The sequence below is a fragment of the Allobosea sp. 67-29 genome, from assembly GCF_001898115.1.
GTDB lineage: Bacteria > Pseudomonadota > Alphaproteobacteria > Rhizobiales > Beijerinckiaceae > Allobosea.
This window is the reverse complement of record NZ_MKSQ01000008.1, coordinates 472,326-498,179: the sequence shown is the minus strand read 5'-3', so window position 1 is coordinate 498,179 and position 25,854 is coordinate 472,326. Positions and strand designations below refer to the sequence as shown.

At 68.0% G+C, this 25,854-nt stretch carries 25 protein-coding genes; 15 read left to right on the top strand and 10 right to left on the bottom strand.

From position 1 onward, the window contains the following. Positions 1-33: 33 nt before the first annotated feature. Both BGO20_RS08960 and BGO20_RS08955 read left to right on the top strand, forming a co-directional pair. Positions 34-243: a hypothetical protein gene (locus BGO20_RS08960; RefSeq protein ID WP_291661555.1), complete on the top strand. Its 210-nt coding sequence runs from the start codon at positions 34-36 to the stop codon at positions 241-243. Then, positions 240-1,034: a hypothetical protein gene (locus tag BGO20_RS08955; RefSeq protein WP_291661554.1), complete on the top strand. Its 795-nt coding sequence runs from the start codon at positions 240-242 to the stop codon at positions 1,032-1,034. The genes BGO20_RS08960 and BGO20_RS08955 overlap by 4 nt, the downstream gene beginning before the upstream one ends. A gap of 13 nt (positions 1,035-1,047) precedes the next feature. Here the strand turns inward: BGO20_RS08955 and BGO20_RS08950 are convergent, their stop codons facing one another. The 3 genes from BGO20_RS08950 to BGO20_RS08940 all read right to left on the bottom strand — a co-directional run bounded on the left by BGO20_RS08950 (position 1,048) and on the right by BGO20_RS08940 (position 5,278). After that, entirely contained in the window at positions 1,048-1,587 is a 540-nt protein-coding gene (locus BGO20_RS08950) for a DUF1254 domain-containing protein (protein WP_291661553.1), read from the bottom strand. Positions 1,588-1,712: 125 nt separating this feature from the next. Next, the gene (locus tag BGO20_RS08945; RefSeq protein ID WP_291661551.1) at positions 1,713-2,288 is read right to left on the bottom strand and encodes a DUF1214 domain-containing protein; all 576 of its coding nucleotides are present in this window, start codon (positions 2,286-2,288) and stop codon (positions 1,713-1,715) included. Positions 2,289-3,058: 770 nt separating this feature from the next. After that, the gene (locus BGO20_RS08940; RefSeq protein WP_291661550.1) at positions 3,059-5,278 is read right to left on the bottom strand and encodes a transglycosylase domain-containing protein; all 2,220 of its coding nucleotides are present in this window, start codon (positions 5,276-5,278) and stop codon (positions 3,059-3,061) included. A gap of 243 nt (positions 5,279-5,521) precedes the next feature. Here BGO20_RS08940 and BGO20_RS08935 point away from each other — a divergent pair, with 243 nt between their 5' ends. From BGO20_RS08935 to BGO20_RS08920, 4 genes are all read left to right on the top strand, one after another. Beyond that, entirely contained in the window at positions 5,522-6,019 is a 498-nt protein-coding gene (locus BGO20_RS08935) for a YcgN family cysteine cluster protein (protein WP_291661548.1), read from the top strand. A gap of 182 nt (positions 6,020-6,201) precedes the next feature. Beyond that, on the top strand, positions 6,202-8,886 hold the full coding sequence (gene ppdK, locus BGO20_RS08930; protein ID WP_291661546.1) for a pyruvate, phosphate dikinase: 2,685 nt from the start codon (positions 6,202-6,204) through the stop codon (positions 8,884-8,886). A gap of 3 nt (positions 8,887-8,889) precedes the next feature. After that, complete coding sequence (locus BGO20_RS08925; RefSeq protein ID WP_291661545.1) at positions 8,890-9,444, top strand: cytochrome c oxidase subunit II; 555 nt, start codon at positions 8,890-8,892, stop codon at positions 9,442-9,444. A 14-nt stretch (positions 9,445-9,458) separates the two neighbouring features. Continuing rightward, positions 9,459-10,160: an HAD family hydrolase gene (locus BGO20_RS08920; RefSeq protein ID WP_291661543.1), complete on the top strand. Its 702-nt coding sequence runs from the start codon at positions 9,459-9,461 to the stop codon at positions 10,158-10,160. A 35-nt stretch (positions 10,161-10,195) separates the two neighbouring features. Here the strand turns inward: BGO20_RS08920 and BGO20_RS08915 are convergent, their stop codons facing one another. Further along, positions 10,196-10,690 (bottom strand): GFA family protein, encoded by a 495-nt coding sequence (locus BGO20_RS08915; protein ID WP_291661541.1) that lies wholly within the window; start codon positions 10,688-10,690, stop codon positions 10,196-10,198. Positions 10,691-10,961: 271 nt separating this feature from the next. Here BGO20_RS08915 and BGO20_RS08910 point away from each other — a divergent pair, with 271 nt between their 5' ends. The 4 genes from BGO20_RS08910 (at position 10,962) to BGO20_RS08895 (ending at position 13,469) form a co-directional block, all read left to right on the top strand. Continuing rightward, positions 10,962-11,171: a cold-shock protein gene (locus tag BGO20_RS08910; protein WP_158443655.1), complete on the top strand. Its 210-nt coding sequence runs from the start codon at positions 10,962-10,964 to the stop codon at positions 11,169-11,171. A gap of 177 nt (positions 11,172-11,348) precedes the next feature. Beyond that, entirely contained in the window at positions 11,349-12,833 is a 1,485-nt protein-coding gene (locus tag BGO20_RS08905) for a DEAD/DEAH box helicase (RefSeq protein WP_291661538.1), read from the top strand. Between the two features lie 91 nt (positions 12,834-12,924). Then, positions 12,925-13,194, top strand: coding sequence for a translation initiation factor IF-1 (gene infA / locus BGO20_RS08900; RefSeq protein WP_047578165.1), 270 nt, complete (start codon positions 12,925-12,927; stop codon positions 13,192-13,194). Between the two features lie 8 nt (positions 13,195-13,202). Beyond that, positions 13,203-13,469, top strand: coding sequence for a hypothetical protein (locus BGO20_RS08895; RefSeq protein WP_291661536.1), 267 nt, complete (start codon positions 13,203-13,205; stop codon positions 13,467-13,469). A 115-nt stretch (positions 13,470-13,584) separates the two neighbouring features. On the opposite strand, the gene BGO20_RS08890 is transcribed toward BGO20_RS08895, so the two are convergent. After that, complete coding sequence (locus BGO20_RS08890) at positions 13,585-14,178, bottom strand: hypothetical protein (protein WP_291661534.1); 594 nt, start codon at positions 14,176-14,178, stop codon at positions 13,585-13,587. Between the two features lie 180 nt (positions 14,179-14,358). Beyond that, a complete protein-coding gene (locus BGO20_RS08885) occupies positions 14,359-15,552 on the bottom strand; it encodes a cell wall hydrolase (RefSeq protein ID WP_291661532.1) in 1,194 nt (397 codons plus the stop codon). A 329-nt stretch (positions 15,553-15,881) separates the two neighbouring features. Here BGO20_RS08885 and BGO20_RS08880 point away from each other — a divergent pair, with 329 nt between their 5' ends. Next, a complete protein-coding gene (locus tag BGO20_RS08880; protein ID WP_291661531.1) occupies positions 15,882-17,114 on the top strand; it encodes an MFS transporter in 1,233 nt (410 codons plus the stop codon). Positions 17,115-17,158: 44 nt separating this feature from the next. On the opposite strand, the gene BGO20_RS08875 is transcribed toward BGO20_RS08880, so the two are convergent. Continuing rightward, positions 17,159-17,986 (bottom strand): DNA ligase-like domain-containing protein, encoded by an 828-nt coding sequence (locus BGO20_RS08875; RefSeq protein WP_291661529.1) that lies wholly within the window; start codon positions 17,984-17,986, stop codon positions 17,159-17,161. A 143-nt stretch (positions 17,987-18,129) separates the two neighbouring features. On the opposite strand from BGO20_RS08875, the gene acuI reads away from it, so the two are divergent. Beyond that, a complete protein-coding gene (acuI, locus tag BGO20_RS08870; protein ID WP_291661528.1) occupies positions 18,130-19,116 on the top strand; it encodes an acrylyl-CoA reductase (NADPH) in 987 nt (328 codons plus the stop codon). A 93-nt stretch (positions 19,117-19,209) separates the two neighbouring features. Here acuI and BGO20_RS08865 read toward each other — a convergent pair whose 3' ends face one another. Together BGO20_RS08865 and BGO20_RS08860 are read right to left on the bottom strand one after the other, a co-directional pair. Then, positions 19,210-20,112, bottom strand: coding sequence for a LysR family transcriptional regulator (locus BGO20_RS08865; RefSeq protein WP_291661527.1), 903 nt, complete (start codon positions 20,110-20,112; stop codon positions 19,210-19,212). 112 nt (positions 20,113-20,224) lie between these two features. Beyond that, positions 20,225-21,208: an L-threonylcarbamoyladenylate synthase gene (locus tag BGO20_RS08860; protein WP_291661526.1), complete on the bottom strand. Its 984-nt coding sequence runs from the start codon at positions 21,206-21,208 to the stop codon at positions 20,225-20,227. A 173-nt stretch (positions 21,209-21,381) separates the two neighbouring features. Between BGO20_RS08860 and BGO20_RS08855 the strand changes: the two genes are divergently transcribed. Further along, complete coding sequence (locus BGO20_RS08855; protein WP_291661524.1) at positions 21,382-23,157, top strand: acyl-CoA dehydrogenase; 1,776 nt, start codon at positions 21,382-21,384, stop codon at positions 23,155-23,157. 17 nt (positions 23,158-23,174) lie between these two features. Here the strand turns inward: BGO20_RS08855 and BGO20_RS08850 are convergent, their stop codons facing one another. Next, positions 23,175-23,969, bottom strand: a complete 795-nt coding sequence (locus tag BGO20_RS08850) for a class I SAM-dependent methyltransferase (RefSeq protein ID WP_291661522.1) — start codon at positions 23,967-23,969, stop codon at positions 23,175-23,177. 89 nt (positions 23,970-24,058) lie between these two features. Between BGO20_RS08850 and BGO20_RS08845 the strand changes: the two genes are divergently transcribed. Both BGO20_RS08845 and BGO20_RS08840 read left to right on the top strand, forming a co-directional pair. Then, the gene (locus BGO20_RS08845) at positions 24,059-24,931 is read left to right on the top strand and encodes an SDR family NAD(P)-dependent oxidoreductase (RefSeq protein WP_291661520.1); all 873 of its coding nucleotides are present in this window, start codon (positions 24,059-24,061) and stop codon (positions 24,929-24,931) included. Further along, positions 24,915-25,775, top strand: coding sequence for an SDR family oxidoreductase (locus BGO20_RS08840; protein ID WP_291661518.1), 861 nt, complete (start codon positions 24,915-24,917; stop codon positions 25,773-25,775). The genes BGO20_RS08845 and BGO20_RS08840 overlap by 17 nt, the downstream gene beginning before the upstream one ends. Positions 25,776-25,854: the final 79 nt, after the last annotated feature.

The following is a 25,854-nucleotide window of genomic DNA, read 5'->3' as shown; positions in this document are numbered from 1 at the left end:
GCGATCGCAACCGCGCTGAGCAAGGAGGCGCACATGGCCGACGTCATCCCTCTCGCGCTGCGGCGGCGCTGGCAGCCTCGCTTCTGCGCCTATCCGCAGCAAACCGCCGCGATCCTGTTCTTCACCGGCGTCCGCTACGAGCGGCCGACGGAACCGGCCGCGAAGCGCACCTCCGCGCAGCGCGACGGACGCGCGGCGCCGGCCAAGCCGGTCGGCCGCAGGAAGGCAAGGCGGCCGGCGTGATCGATGCCGCGGGTGCAGAGATGGGTGGGGCGCGCAGGCTCCGCACGCTCGGTGCCGTCCTCGCGACGGCGCTGCTCGCGGCGGGCTGTACGGCGACCACCGGCGATCTCGGCCGCCCGCGGCCAACCATCTGGTCCCAGCTTCTGGCGCCCGAGGCCGGTTTCCTCGCGGCATCGGCCCGTGGCGAAGCCGCTTCGCCCTTCCGCCTGACCGATGACGAAGAGCAGATGCGCGATCGCGCCTGGCGCTTCATCATGCCCGCGAGCCCGCATAGCGTCTTCCAGGGCGAGGTCTCGAACCTTGCCCATACGCGCATTCTGCCCGTCGCGGCCCAGTCCGTGGACGTCTCCGACTACTTCCGGGGCCTGACCGCGACCTCCTTCGCCTCGCAGGCTTCGCGCTACAACCGCCTGGCCGAGGATGCCAATGCGGACCGCCTGCTCATCGGCCCGTTTCGCGCCAATGCCGGGCGGGTGGTGAGCATGGACCGGGTGCGGATGCGCACCGTTGCGGCTTCCCCCGACGTCGCGCCGGAAAAGGGCGAGCCGGCGCTGGCGCGCGTCGTCGAGAACGAAGGCCTCGTCTTCTGGGTCTGCGAGCGTCTCGATTTCCGCATCCGCAGCTATCGTCACGCGCTCGCCAACCTCGTGGTCGAGATGCCCTCGCGCGAGGCGATCAAGGCCGAGCGTGCGGTGATGGCGCTCGAGGCCGAAGCGGGGCCGCTCTGCACGATGCCGCTCAACGATGCCTTTGGCGGCGGCACGAAGCGGCCGGTGGTCTACAAGGGCTGAGTCGGGCAGGGCCTCATTCGACGGGGCCGCACCGCACGCTCGCGGCGAGCGCTTCGGCGTCGCCCCGGTCCGAGGGGCGCTTCGCCAGAACGCGCGCGACGATCAGACCGCGCGCGCTGTCGGACACCACGCGCAATTCGCGGCTGGTCTCGCCTTCCTCGTCATTGGCGACGCGCTCGTCGTACTGGGCCTCCGTCAGGATCAGGAATTCCAGCACGCCGCGGATCGCGGCCCGGTCGGTGATCGCATAGATCACGCCGCCGCCTTGCCGGTGCAGCGTGAGCCCGAGCGGCAGGGTCCCGGTTCGGGCGACCACCCGCACCGGCCCTGCCGAAAGATCGTAGCCGCAGACCGCCGTCACCTCGTTGGGGTCGGCCTCCTGCAGGACGGGCATTCCCCCGGGACTGGCGGCGAGCGGAACGAGTTCGGCATGTCCTTCTGCCCCGAGCAGGCGATAGGCATGGGCGGCATCGCGTTGCGACAGGGCCGGGATCAGCAGGATCGTGACGATATGCACGATGGCCGCGAGCATCAGCCCGGCGAGGGTCGTCATGGCAAGACGGGTCGCAGCCGCGCGCAGCCGCTGCGGCAGGCGCCGCCGCGCTGGTAAGGGCGGGCGAGCGGCCGGCGGCGGAGATTCCTCCGCGGGGAGCAGCGCTGAACCATGGTCGACCGCGCTCATCGGCAGTCGACGCGCGTGATCTGGGGCAGGTTCGTCGCCCGGGTCTCGCCGGTCTGGCCGGAGACAGGGGTGTCGTAAAGCCGCAGCCGGAACTGGAAGCGGCCCTCCGGCGGCAGCGGCAGCCAGTTGCCGGCCTGGGGCGGCGCGGCCGCCATGATCGCGAGCGCGCCGTCCTCGCTGCGCACCACTTCGGCATCGGTGAAGCTCGCCCGCTCGAGCGGCAGGCGGAAGGGCCGGCCGGCGGCGTCGGTGACCTCGAGCGTCCAGCCCCGCGTCGTCGGCACGCTGCCGCTGATTCGATAGCGGCAGCGCCCGTCGAGCGGTGCGCCGTCGTCGCTGCGCGCGGCGATCAGCTGCAGACCCTCGCCGGCGCCGAGCGGCAGGTGCACGCCGCGCGCCAGATAGGCCCGCATATAGGGGTCGACGTCGCGGCTGCCGCTGCCGGGCCAGGCCATCCAGGAGCCGACCTCGACCTTGCCGACCGCCGGGCGGCCGGCGACGGCCCAATGCGCCGAGACCAGCCCGAGGCCGGCACCGAGGCCCAGGATATAGGCGAGATCGAGAATCCGCACGCTTGCCTTCCGCGCCTGCCCTGCGTCGCAGGCCGGCGGAGTTGAACCTCGCCGCCTCGCATCGTCAACCACCGGCGATGTCCCGGTTTTGAATTTCGGAGTTCGGCCCTTGCGGAGTTTGGCTTGAAGCTTCGGAAGCCAAATGGACCTACGCTCCTGTGACTTCGAGGCATATGCACTGTCACGGAAAAACGGATTGGGCTGATGGGTCTGTTCTGGCGCTTATTGAACCCACTTCTCCCCTGGGGCTTACAGCGCCAGTCCGACGATAGAAAGCATCGACCCGAAGAGCCCCAACTATATACTGTGAAAGAAGGACGGCATTTGAGCGGCGCGGAGCTTTTTGAGAAAGTTCGTCTCGACAACGATGCTGAGTCTGCGAGGGAGTTGACGGAGTTCCGCCGTCGCATCGGTGAGAACGCGTTGGGATAAGAAGTCCAAGTTCTGCTTCCGACCCATCTCAGAACTTCGCCGCGGCTCGATCATTTATCGTCGCCAGGTGCTCGCCCTAACCACCAAACGAACGTTAAGCCGCATGCCAGGAAAACCAGGAGTGCAATCGCAATAACGGCGGTGTGCCTGCCGGCAGCTTCATACACGAAGACGAGGGTGCAGAGCCCTCCGAGTATGATCAGGTTCGGTCTGGTCTGAACCCTCCATACCCAACCGATTATCGACTTCAGCATGTCCATAGTGGCTCTTGGTAGCGGAGGCGAATTAACTTCCGCTTCCGACCCACTGCCGACCTCAAGCCGACCCGCCGCCATCGCTCAGCGCAGTCGCGTCTCCGGCCCCGAGACCTCCCGGATGCCGACCTGCACCGGCCGGGGTGCGCTGCGCGAGGGTTCGATCGTCTTGAACATCGAGCCGACGGCCGACAGCACCTCGAAGGACTGGCGCGGCATATGGCCGGCGCCCGGCGTGCCGGCGCCGAGCGGGTCGCGCGTAGCGCCGCCCGCCTTGGCGACCGCGGCCGCCTTCGGATCGGCGGGCACGCCCGGGATCGGCTTCAGCTCCAGCCCCTGATGGGCGAACTGCATGACCTCCTTGAACGTCATCGCCGGCAGCGAGCCGCCGGTGAGGTTCGCGGTCTCGGAGGAATCGTCGTTGCCGAACCAGATCGCCTCGACGAGGTTGCCGGTGTAGCCGACATACCAGGCGTCCTTGTAGCCATTGGTCGTGCCGCTCTTGCCGGCCGCGACGATCCCGTCCAGGGCGGCGCGCCGACCGGTTCCTTCCGTGGGCACCTTGGACAGCATGAAGTTCATGTCCTGCACGACCTGCGTGCTGAGCACCTGCTGCGGCTCCGGCTCGTCCCGGGCGTGGCTGTAGATCAGCTCTCCCTGCGAATTGGTGATGTCGATCGCGGCGTAGGGTTTTGCGCGCTTGCCGCCATTGGCGAAGACGGCGTAGCCGGCGGCCTGATCGATCACCGTCACCTCCGCCGCGCCGATCGGCAGCGAGACCGTGTCGGTCAACGGCGTGGTCAGGCCCATCGCGCGCGCCGTCGCCACGATCTTCTTGCGGCCGATCGCGGCGGCGCGTGCCTCGTGCGTCTCGCCGGTCGCGCGGCCGATGGCGATCGACATCTGCACCGGGATCGTGTTGATCGACTTCGCCAGCGCCACGTAGAGCGGTACCGAGCCCGCATAGGAGTGGCCGTAGTTGCTCGGGCACCAGTTGCCGATGCAGACCGGCCGGTCGGTGACGATCGTATTGGGCCTGTAGAGCCCGGCCGAAAGCGCCGTCGCGTAGACATAGGGCTTGAACGACGAGCCGGGCTGGCGCTGGCCCGCCGTCGCGCGGTTGAACTGGCTCGCGCCGTAGTCGCGCCCGCCGACGATGGCGCGCACGGCGCCGTCGGGATCCATCACCACCGTCGCCGCCTGCTTCACGCGGTAGGCCGGGCCGTGCTGGCGCAGGATCGTCTCGATCGCCTCGTCGGCCCGCTCCTGGATCGCTGCGTCATGCGGGGTCTTGACCGTCAGCACGCGGTCGGAGCCGAGCTTGCCCTCGTCGGCCAGCTCCTTCACCTGGTCGAAGGCCCAGTCGAGATAGTAGTCGGGGCTGGAATCGCGCTTGCGGTCGACCGGCGTCGCCGGGTTGCGCTTGGCGCTGTCGACCTGGCCGGCGGTCATGAAGCCGGCATCGACCATGGCGTTGAGCACGTCGTTGGCGCGGGCCCGGGCGGCCGGCAGGTTGACGTGCGGGGCGTATTTCGTCGGCGCCTTGAACAGGCCGGCCAGCATCGCCGCCTCCGCCAGCGAGACGTCCTTCACCGACTTGCCGAAATAGTATTCGGCCGCCGCCGCGACCCCGAAGGTGCCGCCGCCCATATAGGCGCGGTCGAGATAGAGCTTGAGGATCTCGTTCTTGCTCAGTCGCGCTTCCAGCCAGAGCGCTAGGAAGGCTTCCTTGATCTTGCGGTCGAGCGAGCGCTCGTTGGAGAGGAACAGGTTCTTGGCGAGCTGCTGCGTCAACGATGAACCGCCCTGGACGACGCCGGAGGCGCGGGCGTTGACGGTCAGCGCCCGGAAGGTGCCGATCACGTCGATACCGAAATGGTCGTAGAAGCGCCGGTCCTCGGTCGCGATCACGGCCTTGAGGAGGTGGTCCGGCATCTCCTCCAGCTTCAGCGAATCGTCGTGCCGGGCACCGCGATGGCCGATCGGGTTGCCGTAGCGGTCGAGGAAGCTGACGGCGAGAACCTGGCTCTTCAGGGCATCTTCGTTGCCGATCCGGAAGGCGGGCAGGGCCAGCATCAGCATGAACAGCGCGCCGACGATGCCGATGTTCAGCCCCTCGCTGGCGAACTCGGCCGCCAGGCGCCTGCCGCCGGTGACCGTAAGGCGATCGGCGTAGCTGCGGATGCGCTCGTAGATCTCGCCGGCATGCCGGCCCGCGCCCCACAGCCCGGCATCCAGCCATGAATCGGCGGCGAGCGCATGGCGCTTCAGCCGCGTCCTCCAGCCTGCCTTCCTGAACTCCATGGCCGTTCCAGGCTTCCCGAATGGCCCCCGACACAGTCCTGCCGCGCGAGCGCCGCGTTGGCAACAGGAGAGCGCCCGGGAATGGACACATAATCACGACCCGCACAGGCGATAAGCCCAGCATGCGCGGAATTCCTTCCGAACAGCAGGATCCGAGCCAGCCTCGCTGTCCCGGAGTGGGACAGCAGGGCCGGCAACGGCGCGGCCCTTCCATCTTCCCGCGCATCGGCGCATAAGCCTGCCATGAAGCCGGAAAGCGCCCTGGACGAGCCGTTCTGGCGGACCACGCCCCTGGAGGCGATGGACCGCACGCAATGGGAGTCGCTCTGCGACGGCTGCGGGCGCTGCTGCCTCGTCAAGCTCGAGGATGAGGATACCGGGCGTCTCTTCGCCACCGATATCGGCTGCCGCCTGTTCGATGCCGGCACCTGCCGCTGCCGCGACTATGCGAACCGGTCCCGCGCGGTGCCGGATTGCGTCACGCTGACCCCGGAGGACGTCCGCACGCTGCCCTGGCTGCCGCCGACCTGCGCCTACCGCCTCGTCGCCGAGGGCCGGGACCTGCCCTGGTGGCATCCGCTCGTCTCGGGCGATCCGGAGACGGTCGTGGCGGCCGGTATTTCGGTGCGGGGCCGCGTCTTCGCGAACGAGGACGAGGTGCCGGAGGACGACGTCGCCGAGCGCATCGTGGCCTGGCCGCTGCGCTGGCCGCGCGGCGCGCGCGATCGCCAGACGAAATGATGCGTCGTCGCTTGTGCGCCTGCGGAAAGTTTGTTGCACCTGCTCATTGATTGTTCAGGTGCTTTTGGGCATGACCGCCGCGTCCCGCTGCGGGTGCCGGTACGGCATCGGTGGCTCGCACACGAAACTTTCGCATCGCCGCGGCGTTGCTGCGTCCGGCTGCAAACGAAGAGGTTGAAGTGATGGCAGGTGGGAAGTGGGTCTACACCTTCGGCGACGGCAAGGCCGAAGGTGAGGCGGGGATGAAGAACCTGCTCGGCGGCAAGGGCGCGAACCTGGCCGAGATGAGCAATCTCGGCCTGCCTGTCCCGCCCGGCTTCACCATCACCACCGAGGTCTGCACCTACTATTACGACCACGGCAAGCAGTTCCCCGCCGATCTGGATGCGCAGGTCAAGGCCGCGCTCGCCGGCATGGCGGAGCTCACCGGCAAGACCTTCGGCGACCCGGCCAACCCGCTGCTCGTCTCGGTTCGCTCCGGCGCGCGCGCCTCGATGCCGGGCATGATGGATACCGTCCTCAACCTCGGACTCAACGACGAGACGGTCGAGGCGGTGGCCAAGGCTTCGGGCGACGCCCGCTTCGCCTGGGACAGCTACCGCCGCTTCATCACGATGTATTCCAACGTCGTGCTCGACATCGACCACGGCCTCTTCGAGGAGGCGCTGGAGGATTACAAGGAGCGCAAGGGCCTCCATCTCGACACCGACCTCTCGGCCGAGGACTGGAAGGTGCTGGTCGGCCGGTACAAGGACATCGTGAAGAAGGCGCTCGGCTCCGACTTCCCGCAGGAGCCCGAGAAGCAGCTCTGGGGCGCAGTCGGCGCCGTTTTCTCGTCCTGGATGAACGCCCGCGCCATCAAGTATCGCGAGCTCAACAGCATCCCTGCGAGCTGGGGCACGGCGGTCAACGTCCAGTCGATGGTGTTCGGCAACATGGGCGACACCTCCGCGACCGGCGTCGCCTTCACGCGCAATCCCTCGACCGGCGAGAACGCGCTCTATGGCGAATTCCTGATCAACGCGCAGGGCGAGGACGTCGTCGCCGGCATCCGCACGCCGCAGGACATCACCGAGAAGGCCAAGAAGGAGGCCGGTTCCGACAAGCCGTCGATGGAGATGGCGATGCCGGAGGCCTATGCGGAGCTTGTCCGCATCTACGGCATCCTCGAGAAGCATTACCGCGACATGCAGGACATGGAGTTCACCATCCAGGAGGGCAAGCTCTGGATGCTGCAGACCCGGTCCGGCAAGCGCACCGCCAAGGCGGCGCTGAGGATTGCGGTCGATCTCGCCAGCGAAGGGCTGATCTCCGAGGAAGAGGCCGTCGGCCGTGTCGAGCCCTCGGCCCTCGACCAGCTCCTGCACCCCACCATCGATCCCAAGGCCGAGCGCCGCGTGCTGACCACCGGCCTGCCGGCTTCGCCCGGAGCCGCCGCCGGCGAAATCGTGTTCAATTCGGACGATGCCGAAGCTGCCAAGAAGGCCGGCAAGAAGGTCATTCTCGTGCGCGTCGAGACCTCGCCTGAGGACATCCACGGCATGCACGCGGCCGAAGGCATCCTCACCACCCGCGGCGGCATGACCTCGCATGCGGCGGTCGTCGCGCGCGGCATGGGCAAGCCTTGCGTCTCCGGTGCCGGACAGATCCGCGTCGACTACGCCAAGGGCACGCTTTCGGTCGGCCCGACGACGCTGAAGGCCGGCGATTTCGTCACCATCGACGGCGGCAACGGCCAGGTTCTGCTCGGCGAGATCAAGATGCAGAAGCCGGAACTCTCCGGCGAGTTCGCGACGCTGATGGGCTGGGCCGACAAGGTCCGCCGCCTCAAGGTCCGCGCCAATGCCGAGACGCTGGAGGATGCCAAGACCGCCCGCGAATTCGGCGCCGAGGGCATCGGCCTTTGCCGCACCGAGCACATGTTCTTCGACGAGAACCGCATCCAGGCGGTCCGCGAGATGATCCTCGCCCAGGACGACAAGGGCAGGCGCGCCGCGCTCGCCAAGCTGCTGCCGGTGCAGCGCCAGGACTTCGTCCAGCTCTTCAGCATCATGAGCGGCCTGCCGGTGACGATCCGCCTGCTCGATCCGCCGCTGCACGAGTTCCTGCCGAACGGCGACAAGGAGATCGCGGAGGTCGCCGGCGCGCTCGGCGTCACGCCGGATGCACTGCGCCAGCGCGCCGCCGAGTTGCACGAGTTCAACCCGATGCTCGGCTTCCGCGGCTGCCGCCTCGCCGTCGCCTTCCCCGAGATCGCCGAGATGCAGGCCCGCGCAATCTTCGAGGCCGCCGTCATCGCAGCCAGGGAAACCGGCAAGCCGGTGATCCCCGAGGTGATGGTGCCGCTCGTGATGGGCAAGCCGGAGCTCGATCTGGTCAAGTCCCGCATCGACGCGATGGCCAAGGCGGTGATGCAGGAGAGCGGCACGACGATCGACTATCAGGTCGGCACCATGATCGAACTGCCGCGCGCCGCCTTGCGCGCCGCCGAGATCGCCGAAAGCGCCGAGTTCTTCTCCTTCGGCACCAACGACCTGACCCAGACAACGCTCGGCATCAGCCGCGACGACGCCTCGTCCTTTCTCGGTTCCTACACCGCCAAGGGCCTGCTGGAGGCCGATCCCTTCGTCACCATCGATCAGGACGGCGTTGGCGAATTGGTCAAGCTCGCCGCCGAGCGCGGCCGCAAGACCCGCTCCGGCATCAAGCTCGGCATCTGCGGCGAGCATGGCGGCGACCCGGCCTCGATCGGCTTCTGCGAGAGCGTGGGCCTCGACTACGTCTCCTGCTCGCCCTTCCGCGTGCCGATCGCCCGGCTTGCCGCCGCGCAGGCGGCCCTGGGCGCGATCAGGCCCAAGGATGGCTGAGCCGTGACGGGCGGGCGGCTCACCAGCTTCGGCGGGTTGCTGCTAGCCTTGGGCTGCGGTTTTGCTGCCCCATCGGTGGCGCAGACGCCCGATCTTTGCAGTGGGCAGCCTGCCGCGATGCAGAAGCCTTGCCGCGAGGCGCTGGAGTTGCTCGTGCAGAGCCATCCGCAAGAGCAGGAGCCTGCTCGCCGCATCCTCGCGACCGGCACATCGCAAGGTTGGCGTTACGATTATCTCCAGCCGGGCGGAGCGGGCTCCGACGACGACTGCATCGTAAATGGAACTCTCGTGCTTCCGGCCGATACGCCCGTGCGTCTGCTGGTGACGGCGAGCGATACGATCCGCCCGTGGCGGCTGCCGCAATTCGGTCTGGATTTGAGCGGGATTCCCGGGCGGATCGAGGAAGCCACCATCAAGTTGCCACCTGGAGAGGTCGGCGATCGGGATGCCTCGCCCGGCGCCGACGAAAAGCCGGTGGCGGTCCGGGTGTTGGCACCCGACGCCTATGCCGATTGGGAGGGGCAAACGCTACCCCCTTCCTGCTTCGCGTCCGGCTGAGGACCTTGCGAGCTATGTCAAGCCTGACCACCATCGGCTTCGATGCCGACGACACGCTCTGGCAGAATGAGCAGTTCTTCCGAATGACGGAGGACCGTTTCGTCGCGCTGCTCGGCGCCCATGGCGAGGCGGCCGAGATCTCCGGGCGCCTCCTGGAAGCGGAGAAGCGCAATCTCGGCTTCTACGGCTTCGGCATCAAGGGCTTCGTGCTCTCGATGATCGAGACGGCGATCGAGGTCACCAAAGGCCAGGTTTCCGCGGCCGTCATCGGCGAGATCCTTGCCGCCGGCCGCGAGATGGCGGCGCACCCCGTCGAGACGCTGCCGCACGCCCGCGAGACGTTGGCGGCGTTGGCCGGCGACTACCGGCTGGTCCTGATCACCAAGGGCGATCTCTTCGACCAGGAGCGCAAGCTCGCCCAGTCCGGTCTCGGCGATTTCTTCGATGCGGTCGAGATCGTCAGCGACAAGAAGCCCGCCACCTACGACCGGGTCTTTGCGCGTCACGGCGACGGGGCAGGGCGGGCAATGATGGTCGGCAATTCGCTGAAATCGGACATCCTGCCGGCCCTGGAAGCGGGATCCTGGGCGGTCCATGTGCCGCATGAATTGACCTGGGCGCTGGAGCACGCCGAGGAGCCGGTCGGGCATGGCCGCTATCGCGTCATCCCGGATCTGGGGCCGTTGCGGGGCTTGATCGAGCAACTCGCTCGATAGCCGATTGAGCGCTGGGCGTGGCCGCTGCCGGCGGGTCAGTCGACCCAGAGGCCGCGCTTGCGGTGCCAATCCTCGATCGATTCCTCGGGGTAGTCGTCGAAGCTCTGGTCGCGCGGACCGATCGCCGGCTCGACCCAGCTCGCCTTGAAGCGCAGCATCATATGGGTCTTTTCCGGCGCCCGCGGCAGATGGCTGTCGATCGCCGAGGCGAAGGGGTGCAGCAGTTCCGGCCAGCGCGGGTCGAACAGCCAAAGCGCGGTGCCGCAGCCCGTGCAGAAGCGGCGTTGCGCCTGGGAGTGCTCGCAGGCACCGTCATCGCCTCGGATCTCGGCGCTGAAACTGCCGACCTTGTCCTCGCCCTCCACCTTCAGCGTCGCGGCTCCGGCCGAGAGGTTGATGGCGAAGCCGCCGCCGCCGGCCGTCTTGCGGCAGATCGAGCAGTAGCAGAGCTGGTAGGGGACGGGAGCATGGCTTTCGACCGAGAAATGCACCGCCCCGCAGCGGCACGAACCCTTCAGCGTGATCGGCATGGTGCGGCCCTCCATCTGACGATCGAACCCGGGCTGGCCCGGCTTGTTCCGCAGTTTCGCCCGCCTTACTGGACCCTTCTTGCATTTCATGCTACCGGTACCGATGTAAGACGAGATGCGGCCGGGTTCTGGCCACTCCTCCGCTTGGCGGCTTGTCCGGTGGCGGTTACGAATCAGATCCACCACACATCGCTACAAGGCCATGGCGAGGCGTCCGCGCGTCCGTCGTGTCATACCGATAGACGCGGATCTGAACGTAAGGACTAACACCATGAACAAGGGCACCGTGAAGTGGTTCAACGCCACCAAGGGCTACGGCTTCATCACCCCTGAGAACGGCGGCCAGGACGTTTTCGTCCACATCTCCGCCGTCGAGCGGGCCGGCCTGCGCGAGCTGCGCGACGGCCAGGTCGTCTCCTATGAACTCGTTGCCGATCGCAAGACCGGCAAGACCTCGGCCGGCAACCTCGTCGCCGAGTGATATGACCGATTGACCGGGCGTGCCTGTGGCCGCCCGGTCCTACGACAAGCCTGCCGGCGCTGTGGCTAGCGGTTCGCCGGCAGGACCGATTCTCTGATATCCAGGCCGGGTACGGGCCGTCGGCGCAGCCGAGACCACATGCGCCCCCCGTCATCACGGCGTCCAGAAAGCTTCTTCTTGACCAAGTTTACCGATCTCGGACTCGCCGAGCCGCTCCTCAAGGCGCTCGCGACCGAGGGCTATGAAACGCCGACGCCGATCCAGGCGCAGGCCATCCCCCATATTCTGCAGGGCCGCGACCTGCTCGGCGCCGCCCAGACCGGCACCGGCAAGACGGCCGCCTTCGCGCTGCCGATGCTGCACCGGCTGCTGGCAAATCCGCGGCGCCTGTCGCCACGCGCCGTGCGCGTCCTGATCCTGTCTCCCACGCGCGAGCTTGCGGCCCAGATCGAGACCTCGATCCGTGCCTACGCCCAGTTCACCACGCTGCGTTCGACCGTGATCTTCGGCGGCGTTCCCGTCGGCAAGCAGATCCGTGCGCTCGGTGACAAGATCGATATCCTCGTCGCCACGCCCGGCCGTCTGCTCGATCTCGTCGACCAGCGCGCCGTCTCGCTGCGCGAGATCGAGTTCCTCGTCCTCGACGAGGCCGACCAGATGCTCGATCTCGGCTTCATCCATGCGCTGCGCCGCATCGCGACGCTGATCCCGAAGGAGCGCCAGACGCTGCTCTTCTCGGCGACCATGCCGAAGCCGATCCGCGACATCGCCTCCGCCTACCTCACTGACCCGGTCGAGGTCGCGGTGACGCCGGTCGCCACTACGGCGGAGAAGATCGACCAGCGCGTCATCTTTACCGAGCCCGGCGACAAGCCTGCGCTGCTGGCGAAGACGCTCTCCGTGCCGGAGATGGAGCGCGCCATCGTCTTCACCCGCACGAAGCATGGCGCGGACAAGGTCGTGCGCCAGCTCGAGCAGTCAGGCATCGAGGCGGCGGCGATCCACGGCAACAAGAGCCAGGGCCAACGCGAGCGAGCCCTCGGCGCCTTTCGTGATGGGCGTCTGCGCATCCTCGTCGCGACGGACATCGCCGCGCGCGGCATCGATGTCGACGGCATCAGCCATGTCGTGAATTTCGACCTGCCGAACGTTCCCGAGACCTATGTTCATCGTATCGGCCGCACTGCGCGCGCCGGCGCGGCCGGCGTCGCCATCGCCTTCTGCACGCCGGAAGAGCGCGGCGACCTCGCCGCCATCGAGAAGCTGACGGGCGTCAAGCCGGCCCCGGTCGGCGAGGTGCCCTATTGGGATGGCCGCACGCCGAAGAAGCCGCAGCAGAATCGCGGCGGCCGCGGCCAGCAGCAGGGCCGGCCGCAAGGGCAGGGCAGGCCGCAGGGACAGGCCAAGCGGGCGGACGGCAAGCGCTCCGACCAGGGCGGCCATCGCAACCATGCCGGCGGGGCGCCGCGGCAGGAGCGCCAGGATCGTCAGGAGCAGCGGCAGGAGCATCGCCCTCGCACGGGCGAGCGGCAGCAGCGTCCTGAGCAGAGGCAGCAACGAAAAGAAGCGGTTTCCGCGAAAGAAGGGCTTGGCGGCGTCGCATTCTTGCAGCAAAGAACACAACAACCACGCACCGACGGCGCCCGGCGGCGCGCGCGCTGACGCGCAATCGGCCAGAACAGGGCGGGCTCATTCGTTATCCTGACGGGACGATGGCCCGCCTTTGCGCACAAGGGCTCACGAAGGACGACAGATGGCGAAAGAAGAACTGCTTGAATTCGACGGCACGGTGGTCGAGGTGCTCCCGGACGGCAACTATCGGGTCAAGCTCGACAATGACCACGTGATCCTGGCCTATGCAGCCGGCAAGATGAAGAAGAACCGCATCCGTACGATCGCCGGTGACCGCGTCATCGTCGAGATGTCGCCCTACGATCTCGACCGTGGCCGCATCAACTTCCGCCAGAAGACGGCGGGTCCGGCGCCGGGCGGCCCGCCGCGCCAGAATTTCCGCCGCCGCTGACGGCTGTGATGCGCCTGTCGCGGAACGAGCTTCTCTTCGTCGCGCTTGGTGCCGTCCTGGGTGCCGCCGTCGCCTATGCCGTGAAGGCCGGTGTGGTCGCGCGGGACGGGGCCCTTCCGCCTTTCGCGATCGTGCTGCTCGGCCTCGGCCTCGTGGAACTGCTGGCAGGCTATGCGGCCGGGCGCTCGCCCGGCACGCTGGTCGGCATGCCGGCTCGCTTCCTGGCCTTCGTCATCGGCGTCTGCGTGCTGCTGCTCGGCGAGCGCTACGTCTGAGCGGCTGCCGCCGTGCGGACCCCGAAGCCGCAAGAAAAAACCCCGGCGCGAAGCCGGGGCTGAAAGTGGTCGTTCCGTGGATAAAGGGTCTGCGTGAAACTCTGCGGGACCGCGCTCAGTAGCGGGCGCGGGACCAGTACTGCGAGCCGGGGCTGACCAGAACCTGGCGCTGCCGTGTCGCATAGGCGGCGGGAATCTCCTCCCGCACGACCTGGGTGGGGCGCACCATCACCTTGCGCTGACGCTGCGTGTAGACGGCAGGAACCGTCTCATATTCGACGGAGGCCGGCGAAACCTCGACCCGGCGACTCTGGTAACCGTACTGCGCGGGCACATCGACCCAGCATCCGACCGTGTTGCCCCACGCGTCGCGGGTCACCTCCCAGCGCCGCGTCGCGGGCGCGATCAGCACTTTTTCGGTGACGGTGTCGTAGACGGCGGCCCGGTAGTGCGGGATCTGCCGCGCCGGAGCAATCATCACGGTGTCGGTCACGGTCTCGTATTCAGCCGGGACGACATGGCGCTGAACCTGTGCGGGCCGAACCTGATAGGTCTCGTCGATCGTGCCGTAGACCGGCGGGGTGTCGACGAGGTTGTAGCAGGCCGAGCCATGGCAGCCGCCCGCCTGCGCTGCGCCGGCGCCGAGCAGAACTGCGGTCGTGAATGCCGAGGCGGCGACGAGGCGCCGCGAAGAAAGCGTTCGCACCATGTTGGACCTTGACCTGTCGGTTCCGGCGGCTGTCGCGCCGTTCGTCGTGGTCAGGAAGCCCGCTCGGGGTGATGAACGCAAGGTAAACGCTAAAACAAGGTAAAATTAACCACGCCCACGAGCGCGGCGTCCTTCATCCAGATTGCCGGCAGATGAAGGAAATCATTGGCATTTTACCGATCAGGTCTGCCCGGGCCGAAGCTGGTAGAAGACGTGCTGGCCGATGGTGTCCATCTTCTTCAGCCGCTTCGCCCAGTAGGGCCTGACGTAGCGGGCGTGATAATGGGTCGAGGCGCCGACCTCGGCCAGATAGGTCTGGCCTTCGTAGACCTCGCGGGCGATCCGCACCGCATCGCGCCAGGGGCCCGGCTCCGTGATGCGCAGGGACTTGCCCTCGCAGGCGAAGGTGAACTGGCAGGACAGGTAGCGGTTGGCGTTCTGATAGACCGTGCCGCAGACGCTCGCGGGGTACAGCCCGCTCTTGACCCGGTTGAGCACGACCTGCGCGACGGCGGCCTGGCCCTCGGCCGATTCCGAGCGCGCCTCGAAATAGACCGCCTCGGCCAGGCAGCGCTGCTCGCGTGCCATGTTCTCGGGCGCGATCAGCCCGGCATAGCTCTGTCGTTCGCCCGGCGCCGCAAGCCGCAGGTCGCGGGTCGCCGGCGCGGAGGCCAAGGTGATGCGCGCCGCCGGCTGCGCGCCATGCGCGGGCAGGGCGGGCGGCGTCAGTTCGGCCATGGCGATGGCCGAGTGCGGCGTCGCGGAATCGCGTTGCCGCGCGGCCGGAACCGAAGGCGAGGACCCGTCGATGCTGTCGAGATAGAGCTCGGCCTGCCGGGCGGAGGTGATCTTCGGCTTCAGCGAGACCGGCGAGGAATCGGACAGCGCCGGGTCGGTCAGTCCTTCGTCGATCGGGTAGGGCTCGAAACCGCTCGGCGGTCCCTCGACGGCCTCGGCGGCGCGCATCGCGTCGATCGAGAAGCCGCCCGAGATCAGCCGGGGCTGTGTCTCGCCGAAGACGACGGCCTCCAGCTCGACCGATGGATGCCCGGACAGGCCCGGCCGCAGGCTCGGCAGCATGTCGCCCTTGGCGGTGCGGTCGACCTCCGGGAAGTTCGTCACCGAGCGCTTCATATCCTCGCGGGGCTGGCGCGGGTCGACCACGATACGCCGTTCGGGATCCTCGAACGACAGGCTCGTCCGCACGATGGCGGAAGTCAGCGCGAGGCCGGGCAGGCGGAACGCGCTTGCCGCCACCAGCATGGAGGGTCCTTCGGCCAGGGCCGATGCCGGGCCGGGAGCGACGCGCGGGATCGCGCTGGAGGGCAGGCCGTTCGGCCCGAAATTCTGACCGGCCGACGCGGTGAAGGACACCAGCAGCCCGACCGAGAGCGCCCAGGGCGCTGCCGTTGCCGCGGCCCAGCGCAGTCCCGGCGCCCGACCTCCACGTTTCCGTCTGTGAAGACGCAAATGACTCAAAGCGACGCACCCGTCCCGGCGACACGGAACCGAAGACGGCCGGCGATTCCCGGGGCCTTCGTTGGAATCCGTTATCGCCTCGGTAAGGTTGAGCGCCGGTTAACGCCGCTGCGTCGGCGCCGGTCCATATCGGTCTGTGATGCCGGATTTCACGAAAACGCGCTGGTTGCGGCAAGGGCGAGTCGCTAACGTGTAACCACACATTCCAGCCTTCGGAGAGATCCATGAGCTCCAATCCGGCCCGCAGCTACGCACCGGAGATCGTCGTCGCGGCAGGCTGCCTGATCGCGCTCATCACCTTCGGTCCGCGCGCCAGCGCCGGCCTGTTCCAGATTCCGATGACGGTCCAGTTCCACTGGGGCCGTGATACCTTCAGCCTGGCGCTGGCGATCCAGAACCTGCTCTGGGGGCTCGGCGCGCCCTTCGCTGGTGCGATCGCCGACCGCTACGGCACGGTCCGCGTGCTCTGCGTCGGCGCGCTGCTCTATGCAGCTGGCCTCGTGACGATGGCCTATGCCACGTCGCCGCTGCAGCTCCATCTCGGCGCAGGCGTGCTGATCGGCTTCGGTCTCTCGGCCTGCTCGTTCAACCTCGTGCTCGCCGCCTTCGGCAAGCTGCTGCCGGAGCAGTGGCGTCCGATGGCCTTCGGCGCCGGCACGGCCGCCGGCTCCTTCGGCCAGTTCCTGTTCCCGCCGATCGGCAACATCCTGATCGATACGCTGGGCTGGCAGCAGGCGCTGGTCGTCTTCGCCTTCACGCTGCTGCCGATCCTGCCGATCTCGATCGTCATGGCGACGCGCAAGACCGGCGCTGCGGCCGGTGCCGCCGCACCCAATCTGCCGAACCAGACCATCGTGCAGGCGCTGGGCGAGGCCTTCAAGCACCGCAGCTACGTCCTGCTCGTGCTCGGCTTCTTCACCTGCGGCTTCCAGCTCGCCTTCATCACGGTGCATATGCCGGCCTATCTGAAGGATGCCGGCCTGCCGGCCTGGGTCGGCGGCTGGACGCTCGCGGTGATCGGCCTCGCCAATGCGGTCGGCTCGCTCTCGTCGGGCTGGCTCTCGACGCGGATGCCGAAGCGCCATCTGCTCGCCTGGATCTATCTGGGGCGCGCGGTGGCGATCGCCGCCTTCATCCTGATCCCGGCGAGCCCGCTGACGGCGCTGACCTTCGGTGTGGTCATCGGGCTGTTCTGGCTCTCCACAGTGCCGCCGACCTCCTCGCTGGTGATGCTGATGTTCGGCACCAAATACATGGCGATGCTCTATGGCTTCGCCTTCTTCTCGCATCAGGTCGGCGGCTTCCTCGGTGTCTGGCTCGGCGGCGTGCTCTACGAGTCGATGGGCAACTATCAGTTCGTCTGGTGGCTTTCGGTCGCGCTCGGCGTCGCCTCGGCGCTGATCAACCTGCCGATCGTCGAGCGGCCGGTCGAGCGCTCCGCCGCACAGCCCGCCTGAGGCGCTGCGCATCCGCGTCGGCTGAGCCGGCCGGCAGGTCCGGCTCAGCCCCTTGCCTCATAGCCTGCGACATGGCCGTGGGCGGTGTTCGATACCGCGCGCGCCACGTAGACGGTCGGGCAGCCGGCGAAGCCGCCGCTCGGCTTGTCGATGGTGAAGAGTGTGCCGCGGTCCTTGACCGATCCCTTGGTGATCTTGTGGCTGCTGTACATGATCTTGCCGCCACTCTGCGCGATATCGACCTGGTTGTAGTGGCCGGGCGAATCGACGACGCCGATATGCGCGAAGTTGGAGGCGATCACGACATCGCCGACTTCGAACTCCGCGACGTTCTTCCTGAAGTTTGCGGCCGGCAGCGACTTGTACCACTGGCTCGGGGCATGTTGCTCTGTCAGCCCGGCGAGCGACGGGAATTGCCGGAGGTAGTTGCCGACGAAGCCGTTGCAGTCGAGCCCGATGAAGGCGTAGGCGAAGCGCGCGAGCACGTCCGTCGAAGGCGTGGCGAGAATCTCCGCGGCCTTGCGCCGGTTCGGGTCCGGCGACTTGATGTATTTCTCGACGAAGGGACGCCGGTACTCGAAGACGGCGCCGAGCCCCCTGGCGATGGTCGCCACGCTGGCCTTGCCGGTGAAGATGTCGACGATGTTCTGACCGCCGCCGAAGGCCTTGAGAACCTCCTTGTGGGTCTGGAGCAGCGCGTCCTTGACCGACAGCGCATCGTCGCAGCCGCGGGCGCCGTGAGCGAATTTCTTGAGACAGCGATATTCCGTGACCGCGGCCGTCAGGGTGCCGGCGGTGGTCGTGACCGCAATGTTGGCGTAGTCGTCGATCTGCTGCCAGGGTGGGTAGCTGTCGAAGGTGACGGCAACCATGCATGCGGCCTTTCAGTGCAGCCGGGAATGCCGGCATGCTAGGGCGGCCACCGATCGGCGGACGTCCGTCAAACGGAGGAGAACCGGCTTGCGTCGGCGTCCGGGCCGCTGTTCTCTGACGCGGACGATCCAGGGAGACGGCGATGACGACATTCAGGGCCCTTGTGGCGACGAAGGGCGAGACGGGGCCGAGCCTCGCCTTCGCCGATTTCGCCGAGAGCGATCTGATGGAAGGCGACGTCACCGTCCGCGTCACGCATTCGACGGTGAACTACAAGGACGGGCTCGCGATCAGCGGCAAGGCGCCGGTGGTGCGCCGCTGGCCGATGATCCCGGGCATCGATTTCGCCGGCCGCGTCGAGACCTCCGAGCATCCCGATTTCAAGCCGGGCGATCTCGTCGTGCTGAACGGCTGGGGTACGGGTGAGACGCATCTCGGCGCCTATGCCCAGAAGAGCCGCGTCAAGGGCGATTGGCTGGTGCCGCTGCCGGCGGGACTCACGCCTGCCGAGGCGATGGCGATCGGCACGGCCGGCTATACTGCGATGCTCTGCGTGCTGGCGCTGGAGCGATACGGCCTCAAGCCCGCGGATGGTCCCGTCGTGGTCACCGGCGCGGCCGGCGGCGTCGGCTCGGTCGCGATCGCACTGCTCGCCAAGGCCGGCTGGCATGTCATCGCCTCGACCGGACGTGCGGAGGAGGCGGACTATCTCAAGGGGTTGGGCGCATCCGAGATCATCGACCGCAACGAATTGTCCCAGCCTGGCCGCCCGCTCGGCAAGGAGCGTTGGATTGCAGGTGTCGACGCCGTCGGCTCGCACACGCTGGCCAACCTGCTCTCGATGACGAAGTACGGCGGTGCCATCGCGGCATGCGGCCTGGCGCAGGGCATGGACCTGCCGGCCTCGGTCGCACCCTTCATCCTGCGTGGCGTTGCGCTTCTCGGGGTCGATTCGGTGATGTGTCCCAAGCCCCGCCGTCTCGAGGCCTGGCAGCGTCTCGCGGCCGATCTCGACCGTGACAAGCTCGCCGCCATGACCACGACGATCCCGCTGGAGGACGTCATCGAGACCGGCAAGGCGATCGTCGAAGGCAAGGTCAAGGGCCGCGTCGTCGTCGAGATCGGCTAGAGATCGGGCGGCAAGTCCACGACTCGGAACACATCCAACGCACGAACAATAAGACAGCTCGTCGTGATCGCGTCGGAACACTCGCGCGATCGTCTAGGCGCCACCCTCGATCAAGGGCCGGTGCCGCATCAGCTCGTTGCTGCAGTAGTCCATGAACGCCCGCACGCGCGGGACGTGGCGGATGTCGGGATGGGTCAGCACCCAGAGCCCGGTTGCGAAATCGGGGTTGGGCGGCATCAGGCGCATGAGCCCCGGCCGCCGGTCGGCGATGAAGCAGGGCAGGGGGCCGATGCCCAGCCCGAGCTCGACCGCCTCGGTGATGCCGAGCACCGCCGAGCTCTTCAGCGCGATCTGCTCGGGCGCGACGTGCTCGCGCACGAAGCGCGCCGCCTTGACATGCGAGAGCTGGTCGCCGAGCGCCACCCAGTCGCGTCTGTAGAGTGCCGCCGGGTCGGCGGTCTCGGCCGCCATCTCTTCGTCCGCGCGGCCGTAGATCGCCCAGGCCAGCGTCGCCACGCGCCGGCCGACCAGCGTCTCGCCCGGCGTATCGCTCGCACGGATGGCGACGTCGGCATCGCGCTTGGACAGGTTGAGCGCCTGATTCCCGATCACCACATCGAGCCGGATCGCCGGATGCTCCCGCCGGAAACCGGCGAAGATCGGCAGGAGCAGATGGAGATGGAGCGTGTCGGTCGTCGTCACCCTGATCTCGCCCGAGGGAGCGACGTCCCGGCCGGCGAGGCGGCGTGAGAAGGCGGTGACGTCCTCCTCCATGCGCCCGGCCAGCGAGGCCATCTCGGCACCGGCCACGGTCGCGACATAACCGGTCTTGCGGCGCTCGAAGAGGGGCATGCCGACCAGCTCCTCGATCTGCCCGAGGCGTCGGAACACGGTGGAATGATTGACCGAAAGCGCCGCGGCCGCCCCCGTCAACCCGCCATGGTCAGTGATGGCCTTGACCAGACGGAAATCGTCCCAGGCGAGCTTGGAAGACATCGGCGCATTTTCTCCTGCCGGCACGCAAGCCGATATCTTGCATTCATGCAAGCTGCTGGTGTTCAGATCCGGGCGAGGCGCCGAACAATATGGCCCGAACGGACGCGACCGGTCAGCGCGGCGCGGCGGCCCGGCGCAGCCGGTCGTTGATCGCCTCGCCCAGCCCCTGCTCGGGGATGCGCGCGACCGCGATGGCGCTCGGCCCGAGCGTATCGAGCCGCCGCAAATATCCGAAGAGATGGCTCGCCGCCTCGCGCAGGTCGCCGCTCGGGCTCAGATTGAGGGCCTGCGGATGATCGTCGTTCCCGTCGGGTCCGAAGCCGAGCCAGGCCTCCCCCGGCTGCGGTGCCTCGGCGTCGAGCCTGACCCGCGCCGCCGGGGCATAGTGGGAAGCGAGCATCCCGGGCGAGATCGGCGCATGCCCGGCATCGCCCGCGATGACGAGCGGGCGGCCGATGACATGCTCGATCGCCTCGCGCGGCACGCCGCCTGGGCGCAGCAGGCGTGGCGCGCCGTCAAGGCAGGAGACGACGGTCGATTCGACGCCGACCTCGGTCGGGCCGGCATCGAGCACGGCGTCGATGCGTCCGCCGAGATCGGCAAGCGCATCTTCGGCGCTCGTCGCACTGATCCGGCCGGAGCGATTGGCCGAGGGCGCCGCGATCGGCCGCCCCGCCGCCGCGAGAACCGCATGCGCGACGGGATGTGCCGGCACGCGCAGCGCTACCGTTGCGAGGCCGGCCCGCGCCAGCTCGCTCACCGTGCAGCCGGGAGAGGCCGGCACCACCAGCGTCAGCGGCCCCGGCCAGAAGTTCTGCGCCAGCGCCAGTGCGTTGGCGTCGAACAGCCCCTGACGACGGGCGCTTGCCAGATCGGGGAGATGCGAGATCAGCGGGTTGAAGCTCGGCCGTTCTTTCGCGGCGTAGATGCCGGCGACGGCGGTTCCGGAGGTCGCATCCGCCGCAAGCCCGTACACCGTCTCGGTCGGCAGGGCGACGAGCCCGCCGGCCCGCAGCAGCTCGGCCGCCTCCGCGATGCCGACGGCATCCGCTGCAAGGAGCTTCGTCTGGCGGGGAGCGGAAGGAGACTGGTTCAAGGCGCGATTGACCGGGTATGGTTTATATATAAACTAACTGACGGCCGCGACACGGAACGAAGGTCGGGCTTGGCTTGCGTGGCATAGGCGATAGTTCCTCGCTACCATCGCGGCAACGGTAAAAGCGGGCGGCCGCCGCTCTCAGCTCGCGCCGCTCCCAGGGAGACTGATCGATGAGCTATCGCGCCCCGGTTTCGGACATGCTCTCCACCATGCGCCATGTCGCGGGTCTCGACCGGCTGATCGCCGATGGTCTCGCGCCGGAGCTCGAGGGCGGCATCGCGGAAGCCGTGCTCGATGAGGCCGCGAAATTCGCTGCCGACGTCATCGCGCCGCTGAATCGCGTCGGCGATCTCAACGGCTCGAAGCTGAAGGACGGCGCCGTCACCACCCCGCCGGGCTGGAAGGAGGCCTACAAGGCCTGGTCCGAGGCCGGCTGGAACGCGCTGCCGGCGCCCGAAGCCTATGGCGGGCAAGGCCTGCCGACGCTGCTGCAATCGGCTTGCATCGAGATGTGGAACTCGGCCGCCTTCGCCTTCGCGCTCGGTCCGCTGCTGACGGTCGGCGCGATCGAGGCGCTTTATGCGCATGGCTCCGAGCACCTCAAGGAGACCTATCTCGCCAAGCTCGTCTCGGGCGAATGGATGGGCACGATGAACCTGACCGAGCCGCAGGCGGGCTCTGACCTCAACGCGCTGCGCAGCAAGGCCGAGCGCGCGGGGGACGGCACCTATCGCATCACCGGCCAGAAGATCTTCATCACCTATGGCGAGCACGACCTCACCGAGAATATCGTCCATCTCGTGCTGGCGCGCCTGCCCGACGCCCCTCCCGGGACGCGTGGCATCTCGCTCTTCCTCGTGCCGAAATATCTGGTGAACGCCGACGGCTCGCTCGGCGCTCACAACGACCTGCGCTGCTCCGGGATCGAGCACAAGCTCGGCATCCATGCCTCGCCGACCTGCTCCATGGCCTTCGGCGACAAGGGCGGCGCGATCGGCTGGCTGATCGGCGAGGAGAATCGCGGCCTCGCCTGCATGTTCACGATGATGAACAATGCCCGGCTCAACGTCGCCTTGCAGGGCGTCGCCATCGCCGAGCGCGCCTATCAGCAGGCGCTGGCCTTCGCCCATGAGCGCAAGCAGGGCACCGCGCTCGACGCGCCGAAGGGTGCCCCGATGAGCCCGATCATCGTCCATCCTGACGTGCGCCGCATGCTGATGGACATGCGCGCCAAGACCCAAGCCGCGCGCGCGATTTCCTATCAGGTCGCGGAGGCGCTCGACCGCTCGCATCGCGAGACCGACGAGGCCAGGCGCAAGGCCGCCTCCGAGCGCGCCGCCATGCTGACGCCGATCGCCAAGGCCTATGCCACCGATATCGGCATCGACGTCGCCTCGACCGGTGTGCAGGTCCATGGCGGCATGGGCTTCATCGAGGAGACCGGCGCGGCGCAGCATCTGCGCGATGCCCGCATCGCCGCAATCTACGAGGGCACCAACGGCATCCAGGCGATCGACCTCGTGACCCGCAAGTTGCCCCTGTCCGGCGGCGACGCGGTCCAGGCACTGATCGCCGAGATGCGCGATATCGTCGCCGAGGTCGAGCGCGCCAACACGCCGGGTTTCGGCCATGCGGCGGCCCGGCTGCGTGCGGCCGTCGATTCCCTGGAGCGTGCGACGGAATGGATGCTGGCTGCGCTCGGCAGCAGGACGGCGGACGTGCTGGCCGGCGCCACGCCCTATCTCAAGCTCTTTGCGCTGGCGCAGGGCGGTACCGGGCTGGCGAAGAAGGCACTCGCCACGCGCTCCGAGGCGGAAGGCACGGGCGATCTCGCGACGGCGCGGTTTTACGCCGAGTGCATCGTGACCGAGGCGCCCGCACTCGAGCTGGCGGTGACGGAAGGTGCCGGCGCCATCGCCGATGCGGCTGTGGTCTTCGCGGCGTGAGGGCAGCCGCGCCCCGTTCAGGCCGTCGCGCCCTTGCGGGCACGGATATGCAGGAACAGCGGCGCGACATGGGTATCGGCCAGATAGGGCGTCGTCCGCGCGGTCTCGGCATCGACGCGCGGCTCGCCCATATGCTCGATCGCCAGCCCGGCGGCGACGATCATCGCAACCCATTCGCCCAGCGTGCGATGGAAACGCGGCACGCGGAAGGGCTCGACGCTGGCCCTGACCTCGGCCGGGGCAGCGCCGAAGCGCCAGGTCTCCATCTCGCCGTCGACGCCGTCGAAATAGCGGCCGACCTCGATGGCGCGGACGCGGCCATCCGCCTCACGCAGCACCTTGCGATAAGGCGGGGCGAAGCAGGGATGCAGGATCGAGAACTGCACGAAGCCGCCGGGCTTGAGCACCCGCTGCGCCTCCGCCAGGGCATGGTCCTGCCGCGGCATGTCCATCAGCGACATGAAGGCGGTGGCGAAGTCGAAGCTCTCGCCAGCGAAGGGCAGGGCGGTGCCGTCGCCCTCCAGATAGGTGATGCCAAGGGGTGCCGCCGCCTCCGCCACTCGCGCGTGGCGGATGAAGGTCGGCGCGATGTCGACTGCCGTCATCCGCGCGCCGCGCTCGGCGAGCTTGCGCGTGTTCGAGCCTTCGCCGCAGCCGATGTCGAGGCCTTTCAGGCCCTCGATGAGTGGCAGGTTCGCCAGGAACATCGGCGTGTTCAACGCGTCGCGATAGAGGTCGTAGCCGGCGCGCGCATGGCGCGTCCAGGTTTCGGCGTTGGCCTCCCAGCAGGCGGCGACATCGGTGCTGTCCATGATGCTGCTCCGTTGCGGGGGGAGCGGGGCTATAGGGCAGCGGCTGCTTCCTGGCCAGCGATGATTCGCAGGGGCCGCGCATGAGTGCCATGCAACCTTCCCTCTCCGGCCGCATCTGCCTCGTCGCGGGCGCCTCGCGCGGGCTCGGGCGCGGCGTCGCGCGGGCGCTGGGCGAGGCGGGTGCCACCGTCATCGTCACCGGCCGTTCCAGCGAGGCCGGCTCTCACACCGACCAGCGTCCCGAGACCTTCGAGGACACCGCGCGCGAGGTCGAGGCCGCCGGCGGCAGAGGCCATCCCTATCGCTGCGACCACACCAGCGAGCGCGATGTCGACGGGCTCGTTGCCTGGGCCCTGCGCCGCTTCGGCAGGCTCGACTGCGTCGTCGACGCCGTCTGGGGCGGCAATGAAGGCTATGACGGCGACCGCTACCCCGATGGCTCCGGCTACGGCACGCCGTTCTGGCGCCGTCCCGCGGCGCGGCTGGGCGAGAGTTTCGAGAGCGGTGTCTATGCGCAGCTCCTGCTGGCGCGCGCCGTGGCGCCGGCGATGGTGCAGGCGCGTTCCGGCCTCATCGTCACGGTGAGCTTCGGCACCGATGGCGGTTATCTCGGCGACGTCTTCTACGACCTCGCCAAGGCTGCGACGAACCGCCTGACCTTCGCGATGGCGCAGGAGTTGAAGCCCTTCGGTGTCACCGCGCTGGGGATTTCGCCGGGTCATGTCCTGACCGAGCGCGTCCGCGACGCCGGGCTCGGGCCGCATACCACCGAGACGCCGCTCTATGCCGGCCGGGCCGTCGCGAGGCTCGCGGCCGACCCGGAGGTCGCGCGCCATACCGGGCAGGTGCTGCATGTCGCGGATCTGGCGCGTTCCTATGGCTTCACCGACCGCGACGGCTCGCAGCCGGGCCGTTTCACCATCACGAACGCAGAGGGAGGCGGCGATGTCGCTCGAGGGTAAGACGCTCTTCATCACCGGCGGGTCGCGCGGCATCGGCCTCGCCATCGCGATCCGCGCGGCGAAGGACGGCGCGAACGTCACCATCGCCGCCAAGACGGCCGAGCCGCATCCGAAGCTGCCCGGCACGATCCACACGGCCGCCGCCGAGATCGAGGCGGCCGGCGGCAAATGCCTGCCGCTGATGGTCGATGTCCGGGACGAGCAGAGCGTGGCGGACGCGATCGCGAAGACGGCGGAGACCTTCGGCGGCATCGACATCGTCGTGAACAACGCCAGCGCTATCCAGCTAACCAATACCGCGATGACCGATATGAAGCGCTTCGATCTGATGCATCAGATCAACACGCGCGGCACCTTCATGGTCTCGAAATACGCGATTCCGCATTTGGAGAAGGCCGAGAACCCGCACATCCTGATGTTGTCGCCGCCGCTCGACATGAAGACGCAGTGGTTCGCGCCGCATCTGGCCTATTCCATCGCCAAATACGGAATGAGCCTGTGCGTGCTGGGCCTGGCCGGCGAGCTGGCGCCGAAGGGCATCGCGGTCAATGCGCTCTGGCCGCGCACGACGATCGCGACCGCGGCCGTCCAGAACCTGCTCGGCGGCGACAAGATGGTGCAGGCGAGCCGCACGCCCGAGATCCTGGCCGACGCGGCCCACATGATCTTCTCGAAACCGTCGCGCGAATTCTCCGGAAACTTCCTGATCGACGATAGCTTCATGGCAGCCGAAGGCGTAACCGACTTCACGCCCTATCGTGTCGATCCGTCCGTGCCGCTGATGCCGGATTTCTTCGTGCCGGCCGACTCGAAGCCGCCGCAAGGCGTGAAGGGTGGCGTCTGAGCCGTCATCGGTTTGACATGCGCTCCGGTTCGGAGTTCCTGCAGGTCCTTCCTCCCGACCGTGCAGCGAGATTCGCCCC

Bases quoted from the DNA above. Each gene is read 5' to 3' on its own strand.
- BGO20_RS08915 (WP_291661541.1), bottom strand. From the start codon at position 10,690: ATGCCGATCACGCTGAAGGGTTCGTGCCGCTGCGGGGCGGTGCATTTC.
- BGO20_RS08845 (WP_291661520.1), top strand. From the start codon at position 24,059: ATGCAACCTTCCCTCTCCGGCCGCATCTGCCTCGTCGCGGGCGCCTCG.
- BGO20_RS08890 (WP_291661534.1), bottom strand. From the start codon at position 14,178: ATGGTGCGAACGCTTTCTTCGCGGCGCCTCGTCGCCGCCTCGGCATTC.
- BGO20_RS08895 (WP_291661536.1), top strand. From the start codon at position 13,203: ATGCGCCTGTCGCGGAACGAGCTTCTCTTCGTCGCGCTTGGTGCCGTC.
- BGO20_RS08880 (WP_291661531.1), top strand. From the start codon at position 15,882: ATGAGCTCCAATCCGGCCCGCAGCTACGCACCGGAGATCGTCGTCGCG.
- BGO20_RS08840 (WP_291661518.1), top strand. From the start codon at position 24,915: ATGTCGCTCGAGGGTAAGACGCTCTTCATCACCGGCGGGTCGCGCGGC.
- BGO20_RS08935 (WP_291661548.1), top strand. From the start codon at position 5,522: ATGAAGCCGGAAAGCGCCCTGGACGAGCCGTTCTGGCGGACCACGCCC.
- BGO20_RS08950 (WP_291661553.1), bottom strand. From the start codon at position 1,587: ATGACGACCCTCGCCGGGCTGATGCTCGCGGCCATCGTGCATATCGTC.
- BGO20_RS08960 (WP_291661555.1), top strand. From the start codon at position 34: ATGGCCGACGTCATCCCTCTCGCGCTGCGGCGGCGCTGGCAGCCTCGC.
- infA (WP_047578165.1), top strand. From the start codon at position 12,925: ATGGCGAAAGAAGAACTGCTTGAATTCGACGGCACGGTGGTCGAGGTG.
- BGO20_RS08920 (WP_291661543.1), top strand. From the start codon at position 9,459: ATGTCAAGCCTGACCACCATCGGCTTCGATGCCGACGACACGCTCTGG.
- BGO20_RS08850 (WP_291661522.1), bottom strand. From the start codon at position 23,969: ATGGACAGCACCGATGTCGCCGCCTGCTGGGAGGCCAACGCCGAAACC.
- BGO20_RS08875 (WP_291661529.1), bottom strand. From the start codon at position 17,986: ATGGTTGCCGTCACCTTCGACAGCTACCCACCCTGGCAGCAGATCGAC.
- acuI (WP_291661528.1), top strand. From the start codon at position 18,130: ATGACGACATTCAGGGCCCTTGTGGCGACGAAGGGCGAGACGGGGCCG.
- BGO20_RS08940 (WP_291661550.1), bottom strand. From the start codon at position 5,278: ATGGAGTTCAGGAAGGCAGGCTGGAGGACGCGGCTGAAGCGCCATGCG.
- BGO20_RS08855 (WP_291661524.1), top strand. From the start codon at position 21,382: ATGAGCTATCGCGCCCCGGTTTCGGACATGCTCTCCACCATGCGCCAT.
- BGO20_RS08910 (WP_158443655.1), top strand. From the start codon at position 10,962: ATGAACAAGGGCACCGTGAAGTGGTTCAACGCCACCAAGGGCTACGGC.
- ppdK (WP_291661546.1), top strand. From the start codon at position 6,202: ATGGCAGGTGGGAAGTGGGTCTACACCTTCGGCGACGGCAAGGCCGAA.
- BGO20_RS08865 (WP_291661527.1), bottom strand. From the start codon at position 20,112: ATGTCTTCCAAGCTCGCCTGGGACGATTTCCGTCTGGTCAAGGCCATC.